A 13,605-nucleotide genomic window follows, 5' to 3' on the forward strand; every position below is an offset into this window, starting at 1 on the left:
CCCCCACCGCGTCAGGCCGGGGGCAGGCCCAGCAGCTCGCGAATCTGGGCGAGCATCTCCTGCTCGGAGAGGTTCACCTGGGCGTCGCTCTCGATGAGCGTGCGCACCGTCGCGAGCACCTCGTCCGGGCGCTGGCGCAGCAGGCCCAGGTTGGGCGCCGGCATGGGCTCGCCCAAGTCCAGGCACTGCTCCAGCCGCTGGAGCTCCGGCAGAGGCACCTTCCACCGGCGGGCCGCGCCGAGCAGGGCCCGGGCCTCGCGCGCATCAATCTCATCATCGCTCCAGGCCACGTGCAGCAGCAGCTTGAGCAGCTCGATGTGGAAGCGGTCGTCGGTCGGTGTCGTCATCCGCGTGTCTCTCGGCCCCCGAGCGTCGCTGGTTCCCGTGCACGCGTCCACGGACGGGCAGTGGCTCGCCCCCCGCCTCGGCACGGGAGCGTGTTGTAGCCATCCGGGCGACGTTTCCCGCTCCAAAGGCCTCCCGGCGGGACCGCTCCCGGTGCGCGTCGGCCCGCTGTCGCCCCGGTGACAACACGCCACGCGGCTTCCGCGTTGCCCGTCTGGCTATTCCCGCTGTGCCCTGGATTCCGCTCTCCCTCGGAGCGCGAGTCTGTCCGGATGTTGGCACATCAACTGCACAGCCCCCGTCCGCCGTCGCGAGCCTTCCTGCACGGGCGCTCGACGGTCCCCTTTACTTCTCATTCTCCAAGGAATTGGTTACATGACCCAGATTCGTCAGGTGCTGCTGTCCCTGGTGTGTTGTGTCCTGCTGCTGTCGACGCAGGCGTCCGCGCAGGAGTGCAGCCAGTTCGACCGTGGGGAGTACGACGCGGTCTCCGCCAAGGCGGAGAGCCAGCTCATCGAGCTGGAGAAGATCGCCGATGGCATCCTGGAGAAGGGCGTGCTGTCCGGTGAGGAGGGGGACCGCTACGACGCCCTCACCAATGATTACGCCTCGAGCATGATGGCGGCCTATCAGATCGTCTACACGGCGGCCGAGACGGCGGGCAAGTCCGAGGGCAAGGAGGGTGACGCGCGGCTCACGGCCGAGTTCGAGCTGCTCGCCTCCAAGCACGAGACGCGCACCGTGGCGCTGGCGCTCAAGTGGGAGAAGATCCACGCCGCCATCGCGCAGGGGGAGATCAAGGAGGCCCACCTGACGATTCCGCAGGGCGCCCCGAGCCCCGTGCAGCAGCTCACCCAGGAGGGCCAGCAGCAGCTCGCCATGCGGGACGTGCTGCGCCCCGAGTTCCTCCAGATTGCCGCGCTCGGTGAGCAGGAGAAGAGCTCCTTCGCCAACACCTGCAAGTCGGCGGCCTCGGTCATCGGCAACCTCATCATCCCCACCGCCGAGGCGGCGCAGATCGCCCGCTGTGTGCGGCCGTGCGTGGCCAAGAACTGGAGCGCGTGCGTGAGCTGCATCCGCAACGCGGGCCCGGTCGTCATCAACGCCTGGAACGACTTCGTGGGCTGCTGGAACGGCACCGGGGCGTGCAAGTGGTACAAGCCGTGGAACTGCGTCAAGAAGGCCTGGTGCCTGGCGAAGCTCATCGCCGTGCTCGCGTAACGCTCCTCGCGCCAGCTCCCAGACGCCCCGGATCGGCCGAGCGGCCGGACCGGGGCGTTCTGTCTTTCGAGGCCCCCGTCGTGTCGGGGAATTGTCGTGTTAACGTTCGTTCATGTCTTCCATCGAGCGTTCTCGTGGCACGACCGACGTTTCTCCCGAGGCTCCCGGGGCCGAGGACGTCAGCGTGACGAGGCCCTACTCGCACGCGCACCGCTCCTCGGAGCTGCCCGCGGTCCGGCGCTTCCTGCTCACCGTGGTGGAGGGGCCCGGGGCCGGCGCCGTCTGGGACTCGGTGTCCGATGCGTGCTCCATCGGTTCGCACCCGAGCAACGACTTCGCGCTCGATGACCCCACGGTGTCCCGCTTCCACTGCGACATCCGCGTGGGCCCCAAGGGCGCGCGGGTGAGAGACCTGGACAGCACCAACGGCGTCATCCTCGATGGGGTGCAGGTGGCCGAGGGCTACCTGCGGGGCGGGAGCCTGTTGCGGCTGGGCCGCGCGGTGGTGCGCTTCGACTACAGCTCGGACAGCAACCGGCTGCCCGTGTCCGAGCGCACGCGCTTCGGCTCGCTGGTGGGCGTGTCGGTGCCGATGCGCATGTGCTTCGCCCTGCTGGAGCGCGCGGCGGCCCGCGACGTGACGGTGCTGCTGGAGGGCGAGACGGGCACCGGCAAGAGCCAGGCGGCCCAGGCCATCCACCAGGAGAGCGCCCGCGGCGACAAGCCCTTCCTCACCGTGGACTGCGGCGCCATTCCGCCGGACCTGCTGGAGAGCGAGCTGTTCGGCCACGAGAAGGGCGCCTTCACCGGCGCGGCCTCCCGGCGCATCGGCGCCTTCGAGGAGGCCCACGGCGGCACCGTCTTCCTCGACGAGATTGGCGAGCTGCCCGCCGAGCTCCAGCCCAAGCTGCTGCGCGTGCTGGAGACGCGCGAAATCCGCCGCGTGGGCACCAACACCTACTCGCCGGTGGACGTGCGCATCATCGCCGCCACCAATAGAGACCTGCGCGCGGAGGTGAACGCGGGCCGCTTCCGCTCGGACCTCTTCTTCCGGCTGGCGGTGCTGCGCATCCCCCTGCCGCCGGTGCGCCAGCGCCCGGAGGACCTGCAACTGCTGGTGGAGCAGATACTGGGCTCGCTGGGTGCGGACCCGGAGCGGACGAAGGCGCTGCGCTCGCACGGCTTCATCTCCCGGCTGGAGCAGGCGGCGTGGCCGGGCAACGTGCGCGAGCTGCGCAACTACCTGGAGCGGTGCCTCGTGTTCGAGGACACGCTGGCGCTGACGGACGTGGCCCTGACGGGCAGCCGCTTCGAGGTGGATCCGAAGGTGCCCTACGCCGAGGCGAGGCGGCTCGCCCTGGACGACTTCGAGCGGCGCTACCTGCGCGCGCTGCTGGAGCTGCACCAGGGCAAGGTGTCCCAGGCGGCCGCCGGCGCGGACATGGACCGCGTGTACCTGTACCGCCTGCTGCGGCGGCACGGCATCAAGTGAGTCTCACGCCGCGCGCCGGGTGACGTGGCGCAGGCTCTCCTTCCCGGGGAGCGGCGCCACCTGGAAGGTGTCCTCCAGCCCCGCGAGCGCCGTCTCCGTCACCACCACGCCCCGGCCCGGGTGCCCCGTCGTCCAGGCCGACAGGCGCAGCAGCCGGCCTCCCCCCAGGCCCGGTCTGCCGCTCGCATCCGGCCTCAGCGTCGCCGTGTCCACGTGCAGCGTGGGCGCCAGGAACACCCGAGCCAGTTGGATTCGCTGGGAGGGCTCCTCCGCCAGCGCGAGCGCCAGCTCCAGCACCCGCCGCCGCGCTTCCCGCTCGGCGCCCGCGTCCTCCGGCAGCGCCGCCACCCCCAGCAGGAAGCTGCTCCCCTCCACCATCACCGTCAGCCCCAGCGCGTCCGCCTTCGTCCGCGCTCCCTCCAGCAGCGCGTCCACCACGTCCAGCGTGATGTCGTCGATCTGCCCCTCGATGAGCGCCTCCACGTACAGCCCCAGCGCGCGCACCTGTCTCGAGCGGCCCGACCCCGTCTCCCTCACCGCGCGCCGCAGCTCCTCCAGCGCCGCGTCCACGTCCGGGTACCGGTCCTCCCGCCGCTTCTCCAGGCAGCGCCCCACCACCGCGTCCAGTGCCGCCGGCACCGGTGCGCGCTCACTGGCCCTCGGCACCGGCGCGTGCAGGTGCTGCTCCTCCAGCTCCACCAGCGTCGTGCCCTGGAAGGGCGGCCGCCCCGTGACGAGCTGGTACAGCATCACCCCCAGCCCGTAGAGGTCCGTCCGCGCGTCCGGCGTCTCCCCGCGAATCTGCTCCGGCGCCATGGACAGGGGCGTGCCCAGCACCATGCCGGTGCTCGTCACCATCGAGCCCGCCTCCTCCGGCGCCAGCAGCTTCGCCACCCCGAAGTCCACCAGCTTCACCAGCGGCCCCGACGCCCTCGGCAGCACCACCACGTTCTGGGCCTTCAGGTCCCGGTGCACGATGCCCGCCCCGTGCGCCGCCCGCAGCGCCGAGCCCACCTGCTCCAGCAGCTCCAGCGTCTCTCGCGCCGAGAAGGGCCCTCGCGCCGCCAGCTCCGCCGCCAGGTCCCTCCCCTCCAGCCACTCCATGGCGATGAAGGGCCGGCCATCCGCCAGCGTCCCGTGCTCGAGCACGTCCACGATGTGCGGGTGCCGCAGCCGCCGCAGCGTCTCCGCCTCCTGCTGGAAGCGGCGCAGCGCCCCCCTCGCCGCGGCGAACTGTGGCCTCATCACCTTCAGCGCCGCGAGCTCCCCGGTGCGGGCCTCGCGCGCGCGATAGAGCGTCGAGACGCTGCCCCGGTAACGGGTGCTCTCGACGATGTAGCCACCCACCTGGGCCCCGGGTGAGAGCTCCTCTCCATAAAGAGAGTGCTCCCGGGCCTCGGGCTCGGGCGGGGTGGCTCGCGGCGCGTCCTTCGGGTTCGTCATGGTCGGGGACCCGGCGGTCTACTTGCCGCGCGACCGCCACTGACAGAGGCTCGCGTCCTGCGTCGCCAGGAGCTCGCACGGGGCGTGGAGGTAGACGGTGACGGGCTCATTCCACTCGTTCTGCTCCGGGTCCAGGCACTGCTCGAAGTCCCCATCCCCGCTGACGAGCGGCCCGTCCTCCACGCCGCACATCGAGGCGGAAGGCATCGAGGGGTTGATGCACGCGCCCGTGACCTTGGCCGCGCAGTCGGCTCCCGAGTCGCCGGGCTGTGCGCACACGCGGTGCAGGGCGTACGCCATCCCCTGGCTCCACTCCGGCGCGTAGCAGGAGAACATCTTCCGGTACATCGAGCCATCGACGTGCTGATCCTTGCCCACGATGCGGCCATCCTTGGTGACGGACACCTCCGCTGCCAGCTCCTCGGAGTCGAAGATCGTCCCGTAGAAGGCGCCCTCCCGGTAGCGGAAGACCTCGCCCTCGGAGAGCGCGTAGGCCGTCCCCGCTGGGGTGCCCGTCTCCACCCCCACGCTGGCCGTGCTCCCCAGCCAGCTGCTGTACGGCGCCAGCATCACGTTGAAGTCCCCCGACGCGGGGCAGGTGAACGTCACCGCGGGTGGCGTGGTCGAGCACGTGCCCTCGCTCTGCGCGAGCCGGCGCGGGTTGGACGCGTCGCAGCCGATGATGCCGGCACAGACGCGCAGCACCGAGCGGCCACTCGTGGTGGAGCCCAGCGCCGGGCCCGTGGCGCACCGGTCCGGTGCCCGCCCTCCCGCTCCCAGCCGCACCGTCTGGCCGGGCACGCACCGGCCGATGTGGCCCGGCTGCCAGCCGCAGTTGCGGTTCGCTCCGCTCTGGAGCGTGGTGCAGCCCTGGAAGCTCGGCACGTACTGCGCGAGGTCCGGGTCGTAATCCACCGCTCGCGTCTGCGGCTCCAGCTCGAAGCGCGTGATGTCGGCTGGGTCTTCGCCGCGGATGGACAGCTCCACCCGCCGGCCGAAGGCGTTGTTGCGCGCCAGGATGCAGGCCGACACCCGGCGCCTGCACTCCTCCGTCGGCACCCCCCCCAGCCACTGCGTGCACAGGCCCGCCTTGCCCTTCCACTGGCGCACCGTGTTGCTGATCGGCTCCTTCCAGGTGAGGGCCTGCGTCTCGTCGAGCGCGCAGCCCGCCAGGTACTCCATGAAGTGCTGCGCAGCTACGTCCCGCAGTTGCAGTTGCAGGTACGCGTTGCCCGTTGCCGGGTCGAACAGGTCCGCCAGTCCCTGACCCGGGAGTCCCTCGGACAGCACCCCCTTGCCCGCCACCAGGTCGTTCGCCTTGGGGTTGGTGGAGATGGCGTTGTAGACGAGCTCCCGCGTGGTGAGTGAGTTGGCCACGCGCATCTCCTCCGCCACCACGTCCAGGGCCTCTGTTTCCACCAGCTGTTCGGGCTGGCAGCCCAGACCGCCGAACAGGGTCGCCACGCCCAGTACGAGGGTGTGGAACCGGAAGTGCATGGAACGGAAGGACCGCCGGATGGACGTGGAATTCATGCGCGCGGGGTGTGCACGGGGCGGGCCATGGGGAGCGGGCATTTCGTGTCCTCGGGTAGACGGTGGGGAAGGGGGGCGCTGTTGCCCTGGAGGCTACAGGGCCGGGGGGACGGGTGTTGCTTCCCAGGCTACGCGCAGCGCGTCCAGGCGCGAGCGCCACAGGGGGGAGGCCGCCGCGGTGCGCTCGGCCCGGGTGAGCCACTCGCCGGCCTCGTCCCGGCATCCGGCGGCCAGCGCGGAGCGGGTGGCCTGGTACAGCACCTCCGTCAGCTCGTCGCCCGAGGTGTTCGGCTCGGCCTCCGCGACGAGCGTCTTCCAGTCCTCCGCGCTCCTCGTGCCGGCGTCGGCCTCGCGCACCTGCAGCTCCACCAGCCGCCACAGGGCCAGCGTGTTGGGCGGGGCGCTCTCGCGTCGGCAGCGCTCGGCGAGCCACGCCAACAGCCTTCGCGCCTCCTCCAGGTCTCCGCGCGCCGCGCACACGCGCGCCAGCAGCACCGCGTCCACCGCCACCGGGTGCTCGTCGAAGAAGCGCACGCCCAGCTCGTGCGCGCGCCGCGCCAGCCGCCAGGACTCCTCCGCGCGCCCGGCCCAGTGGAGGAACTCGGCCAGGTTGCCCGAGGCCCAGCGCTCTATCTGCGGGTGCCCCAGCTCGCGCGCCAGGGCCGAGGAGCGCCGCAGGTCCTCCAGCGCCGCCTCCACGTCCCCGCGCACGCGCCAGAGGAAGGGCCGGTTGATGAGCGTGGCCGCCTCGTGCAGCGTGTCCCCCTCCTTGCGGCACAGCGCGAGCCCCTCGTCGAAGGCCCGCATGGACGCCTCCGCCTGCTCCTGGAGCGCCAGCCCCGTGGCCCGCATCATGAGCGCGATGACGCGCGTCTCCGTGTCCTTGAGAAGCGTGGCGGACTCCTCCGTGGCCGTCAGCAGCCGCGTCGCGCGCGTCCAGTCCCCCTGCCGCCACGCCTGTCTCGCGCGGGCCAGCGAGCAGCGCACGGAGAGGCGCGGGTCATCCAGCGCGTCGGCCTTGTCGAGCGCCTCCTGCGTGCGCGCCGCCGTGCCCTCGCCGTCCTCCAGCCAGTCCAGCACGGTGGCCTCCTCCAACAGCAGGTCCACCTCCAACGCGGTGTGGCCCAGCACCCCGGCCAGCTCGCGCGCCGCGTCCAGGTCCGCCAGGGCCTCGCGGAAGCGGTGCGTGCGGTAGCGCACCCGGCCCCGCCCGGCCAGGACACGCGCGCGCCGCTCCGTGTCTCCCTCGGGCAGCTGCGCCAGGGCGTGCGAGTAGTCCTGCTCCGCCTCCACGTAGCGGTGCGCCTGCCGCGCGCCCTCGGCCAGGGAGAACCAGGCGGTGAAGGACTCCTCGTGCGCGCCACAGGCCGCGGCATGGCGTGCGCGCCGGCGCTGCTCCGTGGCGCCTCCTCCCGAGAGGCTTCGCAGGGCCGCCGCGTGCAGGGCCCGGCGCCACGGGGCGGTCAGGGCCCGCTCCAGGGCGTCGCGCAGCTGGGGCTGCCGGAAGGCGTAGCGGTCCGGAGCCACCGTGCGCAGCACTCCCGCGCGCTCCAGCCTCGCGAGCCCAGCTCCCGCGTCCAGGCCGGCGACGCGCGCCGTGTCCTCCTTTGTATCGAGGTGCCGCTGGGCCGCGTCCACCTGCGCCACCGTCAACTCCTGGCCCAGCACCGCGCACAGCTGCGCCAGCCCCTGGTGCGCCGCGGGCAGCACGGAGAGGGCCCGTGCGGCGAGCCGCTCGAAGAGGGGCGTCACCGAGACGTGCAGCAGCTCGTCCGCGGCCACGTACCCCTCGCCGCCCGCCGTGGCGCGCAGGGCCCCCGAGGCCCTCAGCGCCCCGGCCACCTCCACCAGCGACAGCGGCACGCCCTGCGCCAGTTGCTCCAGGCGGGCCAGCACGGGCTCGGCGATGAACTCGGCGGGGCGCAGCAGGTGCCGCAGCAGCGCGCGGCTGGCCTCGGGCGCGAGCAGTGGCAGGACATGGCGCGCGAGGTGTCCGGCCCGCTCACCGAGGAGGGGACGCATGCCGAGCAGCTCGGGACGGCCGGCGGCGCACACCCAGAGGGGCACGTCCGGCGCGGCGAGCGTGGCCACCTCCAGCGCGTCCAGGCACGTGGGGTCCGCCTGGTGCGCATCGTCCAGGAGGAGGGCCAGGGATTGCCGGGTGGCGAGCTGGCGCAGGGCCTCGGCCACGGCGCGGGCGAGGGTGTGGCGCCGGGCCCTGGAGGGTAGCGCGGGGGGCGTGGCCGTGTCCGGGTGGGCGTGGGCCCAGAGCGCGTTCAGGAGCGCATCCGAGACGGACTCGTCGGGATGGGGCGCGGTGAGCCGCACCACCCGGGTCCGGCCCTCCGCCTCCAGCCGGGCGGCGAGCGCGTCGAGCAGGCGCGTCTTGCCATGGCCCGCCTCGCCCGTGAGGACGGAGAGGCCGGGGCCGTGGCCCGAGAAGGAGCGGGTCGCGTCGGTGAGGAGCGAGTCGAGCAGCGCCTCCCGGCCCACGAGGGGCGGAGGCTCGTGCGTGGCCGGTGCGCGGGTGATGGCGGAGTCGCTGGTGAGCAGCAGGGCGCCCGAGGGGCCCGGAGTCGTCGCGCCCTCTCCGAGCCGGGCGGCGGCCTCGGGCGTGGCCAGCAGCAACGAGTCTCCGCTGGAACCTACGTCGGGCCACCAGGAAGCCGGCTGCTCCAGGGCGGTGCCCGCCATGCGCGTGACGGTGGCACCGGGGCGCACGCGCAGCTCCGCGAGGTGGAGGACGGCGGTGGTGCCGGGCTCGTCGAGCAGCTGCCGGGCGGAGCGGGCGGCGGCGCGGAGTCCCGCCTCGGCCGAGGGGTGCTCGGGGAAGGCGACGAGGTAGCGGCCCGGGTGTACGCGCGCGAGCAGTCCGCCCTCGGGCGCCACGGTCGAGACGAGCTGGTCCACGGGCAGCTCGCCGCGCACACCGAGGAGCGCCATCAGTCGCAGGCCCTGGGGCCGGGAGGGGGCGAGCGCGTCCTCGGCGGTGCTGGACGCGGAGGCTTCGGTGCGGCGGGCGGCGTCGAAGGCGGCGAGGAGCTCGGAAGCGGAGCCGAAGCGCGCGGTGCGGTCCTTGGCGAGACACCGCAGGAGGACGTCATCGAGGGCCGGTGGCACGGGAGCGCGCTCGGAGACGCGGGGGGGCCGGAGGCTGACGTGGCCCCGGAGCACCTCGTCGGGCCCGCCGGTGAAGGGCGGTGCGCCGGTGAGCAGCTCGAAGAGGAGGACGCCGAGCGCGTAGAGGTCCGTGCGCGCATCCACGTCGCGGGCCTCGAGACACTGCTCGGGGGCCATGTAGACGGCGGTGCCGAGCCGCTGGCCGGTGCGGGTGAGGCTGAGGGACTCCTCGGGCTCGCCGGGGTCGGAGGCGTCGAGGAAGCGTGCGAGGCCGAAGTCGAGGAGGCTGAGCGCGCCGCCCTCGCGGAGGAAGACGTTCTCGGGCTTGAGGTCGCGGTGGACGAGCCCCGCGCCATGCACGCGCTCCAGGGCGCCGCACAGTCCGGCGAGCAGCTCGTGCACGTGCGAGAGGGGGGCGGCGCCGGAGCCGGGGAGCGCGGCCATCCAGGCGGCGAGTGTCTGTCCGCGCAGACGCTCGAGGACGAGGTAGGGCAGGGGGCCGAGGGTGCCAACGTGGAGGACGTCGGGGACGGTGGGAGGGCCGACGCGGCGCAGGGCGGAGGCCTCGCGGGCGAAGCGGGGGCCGAAGGGGCCGAGGGCGACCTTGAGGGCCACCTCGCGTCCGTCCTCATCGTGGCGGGCGGAGAAGACGCGGGAGAAGCCCCCGGAGCCGATGAGCGCCAGGGAGTGGAAGCCGGGCAGCCCGGGCACGGGGAGGGGCTCGGGCTCCAGGGCGGACCGGGGCCGCTCCGCGTGCACGGGACAGACGGCGCCAGGAGCGAGGCGACGATGGCAGACCGGGCAGCGCATGGGAGAGGGCGGTGGGGGAGCCGCCGGGGCGGGAGGTTAGCAGAGACGCGGGGCCGGTCGCGTGCCGGACTTCGCCACGAGAGCCATCGGAGCCTCGGCCCCGCCTCCTCCAACAGGACGCGGAACTTCTTCCTCGGTGCGCTCCTTGCCTCCCGTGGTGACGAGCATGTGCAAGTTCAGCAGCCCGCCGTCCACTCCAGCGGGTCCGAGCTCCCATTCAATGACGTAGAGCCGGCCACCTGAGCCAGGGATTGCCGCGCTTGCAGGAAGATTCGTACGGCGTCCTCATCGCGCCAATGATGATTGTCGCTCGCTGCGCCTGGGTGGCCGCAGCTCGCGCACGACCTCTCCCCGCTCGTCGATGACGAGGAGCGAGCCGTCCTCGCGCTCCACCCGCGCCTGCCCGTTGTAGAAGGGCTCCACCATCGCGAAACGCCACGCGTACAGGGGCTCGCCCGCGGTGTCCACGTGGTGCCAACCGCGCTCGTCCCGCGCCCGCGCATATCCCTTGTGGAACACGTCCAGGTCCAGGAAGCGCCGTCCGTTCAGCGGGCAACCGTCCTTGTCGATGTGCAGGTGCGACCCGGAGGGTTCCTGCACCACCGCGATGCCATCCCGGAAGTCTCCGGCATACGCATACCGTTCCGGGTACGCCGGGCGTCCCTTCCGGTCGACGTGTAAGTAGGGACCCTCCACCGTGCGCACCGTGCAGCGGCCATCCTGGAAGTTGCCGCACCACGCGTACCGCTCGGACGACAGCTCCGTGCCGTCCGGGCGGAGGTGGAAGGCACGGCTCCCGTCCTCCACCGCGGCCACCCCCTCGTAGAACCCGAAGGTCCGTGCGAAGCGCCGCGCGTACACCGGCCGGCCCTCGACGTCGATGTGGAAGGCTCCCGTGTCGTCCTTCGCGGCGGCCAGTCCTGGTGCGTGGAAGGACAGCACCTCGGTGAACCGGGACGGGTAGAGCGGTGCTCCATCGAGCGTGTGGTGGGTGCGGTCCGCCGAGACGCGTGTCCTCGTCCACTGGCTCATTTCGCCACCTCCACCGGCTGGCGCATGTTGCAGCTTCGGCACAGCGGGTGCTCCAGGTAGGTCTCGCGCAACCGCCCGTAGGCCTCGCTGTTCCACACCTCCTGGATGCCCACCTGGAGCAGGTTGCCGAGCTCGCCGAGGGTGCGCCGCTGCGCATCCGGCGCGCAGCACGGGTCGAAGCGTCCCTCCGCGCTCACCCAGGCCTCCTTCCCCAGGAACGGGCACCGCGCTCCCGGTGCCAGGTCCTCCACCGCGCCCGCATCCAACTCGAGGATGTTCTCCAGCAGCACCCGGCGTCCGTCCGGCAGCGGGTTCTCCTCCACGGCCCGGCGGGCCTCGCGCACCGCCGCGTTCCACCGCGAGATGGCCTCGGGAGTACGCCGCATCGACAGCGGTTGGAGCTGCTCGAAGTGCGCCCACAGGTGGTGCCCCTTCACCCGGTCCACTCCGAGGCTCGCCGCCAGCCGGACGATGTCCGCCAGCTCGGCTACGTTGCTCTCCAGGAAGGTGAGCTGCAGCGTCACCCGGCACCGGTGTCCGCCCGTCCGTGCGTGCGCGTCGCGCTCGGCGATGAAGGTGCGCAGGTTCTCCAGCACCCGCTCCCAGCGCGTGCCGGGCATGATGGCTTCCTGCGTCCCCTTCGTCGCTCCGTTCCAGGAGATCTTCACGTCCGACAGGATGGGCACCAGCCGCCGTGCCCATTCGCGCGCTCCCCTCCGGGGGAAGGTGCCATTCGTGGTCAGGTTCATCAGCAGCCCGTGCGCCATGCACTGGTCGATGATGTCGTCGAAGTGCTCGTAGATGAGCGGCTCGCCCATCGTGGAGGGGATGATCTCCCGCAGCGGCGTGTCCCGCGAGTCCTCCAGCACCCGGCGCAACAGCTCGATGGGCATGCGCCGCTGCGGCTTCCCGGCCGCTCTGCGCACCTGCTGCCTGTCGCTGTAGGGCGAGTGCTCCTCGCACATGATGCAGCGCAGGTTGCAGTCATCCGGGTTGGTGTCGAACGTGATGCGCCAGGGTCCCGGCTTCGAGGGCTTCCTCGCGGCGCGCTTCTCCCGGATGACCCGTGCGTAGAGCGCCTCCACGTCGTGGACATGGTCCTTCATGTCCACCACGTCGCCGCTCTCCGACTGGAGGTAGCCTCGAGCGCCCAGGCGTGGCGCCAGCGCCGGCTCGTCCACCAACCGTTGCAGGGCTCGCGCGAGGGCCGCCGGGCTCCGGTGCTCGAAGAGCAGGCCGTTGTGCTCGTCCTGGACGTACTCGCGCATCCCACCCGCGTCGGCGGTGATGACGGGGACGCGGGACTGGAGGGCCTCGTGGATGACGAGCGGCGAGTTCTCCGCCCAGACGGAGGGCACCACGATGGCATCCACGTGATTGAACACGTCCCGCACGATGTCCGCGTTGCGGTACTCGGGCAGCCACTCGACGCGTGTGGCGGCATCGCCCGGCAGTGTGCGAGCCAGGGCCCGGAGTGCCTCCGTGTCCGCTCCACGGTGCCGGCCGTAGATGCGCAGCTTCGCCCGTCCCCGTACCTGGCCGAATGCCTCGAGGAGATGGTGGATGCCCTTGGCCGGGATGTGCGTGCCGATGTACCCGAAGACGAAGTCCTGCTCCGGCTGCCGCCGCCGGCCGGTGAGTCGCCCGAGGTCGAAGCCATAGTCCAGGTAGCGCAGCTTGGAGGCGGGCAGGCCGAAGCCATCGCGGAACCGTTCGAGCAGGTAGCGCGAGGGCGCGATGAACAGGTCTACCCGCTCCGCCATGCGCCGCACGTGCGTCATCCGCCGGTGCACCCAGTCCGCCCACTGGGTCACATCCTGCTCGCGCTCCTCGGGGGCGCCCGAGAAGTAGCGCGCGTAGCAGCGCTCGGCGCACTTACGGTCCTCCTGTCCGCTACAGGCAGCCCAGAGATTGCCTGGGTCCTCCGGGTGCATCTGCATGAACTGGCCGCGCGGGCACATCAGCCAGTAGTCGTGCAGGGTGAAGACGATGGGGATGCTCCGGGATGCCGCCTGTTCGATGAGTGAAGTCGACAGGTGGTTCAAGTGCCCCACGTGGACGACGTGGGGGCGGCGCGCGTCGAGCAGCTCGGCGAAGCGGTGGTCCACGCCCTCGTGCCGGTAGCGGTCCCGGCTGTTGGGCATGTTGACGAGGTGCAGCTCGATGCGCGGGTCATCCGGATCCCGCTCCTGGCGCATCGAGTAGTCCGGGACGAACGGGTCCTCGTAGCGCGTGAAGACGTGGACCTCATGGCGATCGGCGAGTCCCTGAGACAGGGCCTGGGTGTAGACCTCCGAGCCGGCGTTGAACCGCATCGGGTAGCCGTGAATCACCTGTAGGATGCGCATGGATGCCCTCACTGGATGAGGGCGGCTTCGGCCGACACACTTCGAATCCCCCGTACCGTCGGCCTCGAGTCCTCGCCGCCATTCGGCCTACCCCCGCACCGGCCCGAAGGCCAGCCACCCGACTCAGAGGCGGAACCCCGCGGAAGTAGGGAAGAGGGAAGCCTAGACCCCTCGACGCCGGGATGTCATGAGCCCCCCGGGCCGGTGTCGGATTTGTGGCTTCAGGCGAGGCATACTCGGGCCGTTCACGCGTACCGGTGT

The 13,605-nt window shown here is 72.0% G+C and carries 8 protein-coding genes; 2 read left to right on the forward strand and 6 right to left on the reverse strand.

Going from position 1 to position 13,605, the window contains the following annotated elements; genetic code table 11:
• Positions 1 to 11 precede the first annotated feature (11 nt).
• The gene (locus JRI60_RS03035) at positions 12 to 347 is read right to left on the reverse strand and encodes a TerB family tellurite resistance protein (protein ID WP_204224368.1); all 336 of its coding nucleotides are present in this window, start codon (positions 345 to 347) and stop codon (positions 12 to 14) included.
• Positions 348 to 720: 373 nt separating this feature from the next.
• Between JRI60_RS03035 and JRI60_RS03040 the strand changes: the two genes are divergently transcribed.
• Both JRI60_RS03040 and JRI60_RS03045 read left to right on the forward strand, forming a co-directional pair.
• The gene (locus tag JRI60_RS03040; RefSeq protein WP_204224369.1) at positions 721 to 1,566 is read left to right on the forward strand and encodes a hypothetical protein; all 846 of its coding nucleotides are present in this window, start codon (positions 721 to 723) and stop codon (positions 1,564 to 1,566) included.
• 112 nt (positions 1,567 to 1,678) lie between these two features.
• A complete protein-coding gene (locus JRI60_RS03045) occupies positions 1,679 to 3,058 on the forward strand; it encodes a sigma 54-interacting transcriptional regulator (RefSeq protein ID WP_239470311.1) in 1,380 nt (459 codons plus the stop codon).
• 3 nt (positions 3,059 to 3,061) lie between these two features.
• Here JRI60_RS03045 and JRI60_RS03050 read toward each other — a convergent pair whose 3' ends face one another.
• The 5 genes from JRI60_RS03050 to JRI60_RS03070 form a co-directional block, all read right to left on the reverse strand.
• A complete protein-coding gene (locus tag JRI60_RS03050; protein WP_204224370.1) occupies positions 3,062 to 4,501 on the reverse strand; it encodes a serine/threonine-protein kinase in 1,440 nt (479 codons plus the stop codon).
• 18 nt (positions 4,502 to 4,519) lie between these two features.
• Positions 4,520 to 6,034 carry a hypothetical protein gene (locus JRI60_RS03055; protein WP_204224371.1) on the reverse strand — a complete coding sequence of 505 codons (1,515 nt, stop codon included), beginning with the start codon at positions 6,032 to 6,034 and terminating at the stop codon, positions 4,520 to 4,522.
• Positions 6,035 to 6,127: 93 nt separating this feature from the next.
• Positions 6,128 to 9,964, reverse strand: a complete 3,837-nt coding sequence (locus JRI60_RS03060) for a serine/threonine-protein kinase PknK (protein ID WP_204224372.1) — start codon at positions 9,962 to 9,964, stop codon at positions 6,128 to 6,130.
• A gap of 285 nt (positions 9,965 to 10,249) precedes the next feature.
• The gene (locus JRI60_RS03065; RefSeq protein WP_204224373.1) at positions 10,250 to 10,996 is read right to left on the reverse strand and encodes a WG repeat-containing protein; all 747 of its coding nucleotides are present in this window, start codon (positions 10,994 to 10,996) and stop codon (positions 10,250 to 10,252) included.
• Positions 10,993 to 13,344 carry a glycosyltransferase gene (locus tag JRI60_RS03070; protein ID WP_204224374.1) on the reverse strand — a complete coding sequence of 784 codons (2,352 nt, stop codon included), beginning with the start codon at positions 13,342 to 13,344 and terminating at the stop codon, positions 10,993 to 10,995. Before JRI60_RS03070 ends, JRI60_RS03065 begins: the two co-directional genes overlap by 4 nt.
• Positions 13,345 to 13,605 lie beyond the last annotated feature (261 nt).

Origin of the sequence: Archangium violaceum (assembly GCF_016887565.1) — a bacterium.
Taxonomy (GTDB): Bacteria; Myxococcota; Myxococcia; order Myxococcales; family Myxococcaceae; genus Archangium; species Archangium violaceum_B.